1 protein-coding gene is annotated in these 524 nt (G+C 58.4%); it reads left to right on the top strand.

Going from position 1 to position 524, the window contains the following annotated elements:
- Positions 1-524: contractile injection system protein, VgrG/Pvc8 family (locus tag ACTHUG_RS11360; RefSeq protein WP_440386836.1), on the top strand; the 524-nt coding region annotated here is incomplete at both ends.

Genomic DNA, 524 nt, shown 5'->3' with positions numbered 1-524 from the left:
TCAGCATCCGTCACAACCCCATCGTCGAAGGCATACGCACGGCCGACTACAACTACCGCAGTGCCGATACCGACCTCTTTGCCGAAACCGACAACAAACAGTCCGAAGAATCAGCCGACAATACCGTTTTATTGGGCAAACAGCAGCATTGGGGCCTTCATCCTAAAACAACCGACGAAGCCCAAGTTCAGACGACCCTGTTGAACGAAGCCAACCTCTGCCGTCAAACCGTCGCTGCCGGCAGCGGCAACGTTGTCTCCATGACACCGATGAAAGTGTTCCAAACCGATGTCTCCTTCCCCGAAGCCCCCGACGGCTGGCTGGTACTCAGCATGGAACACAGCGGCAGCCGCGATACCGCCTACAGCCACACCTTTACCGCCATCCCCGCCCAACTCGCCTACCGTCCCGAACGCATCACCCCGCGTCCGCATATCGCCGGCACACTACCCGCACGTGTAACTGCGGCGGAGAACTGCACCTACGCCTATATCGACGACATGGGCCGTTACCGCGTCAAACTA

Origin of the sequence: Neisseria sp. P0022.S009 (assembly GCF_051956675.1) — a bacterium.
Lineage (GTDB): Bacteria > Pseudomonadota > Gammaproteobacteria > Burkholderiales > Neisseriaceae > Neisseria.
The sequence above is the reverse complement of the archived record's forward strand: the minus strand, read 5'-3'. Positions and strand labels throughout refer to the sequence as shown.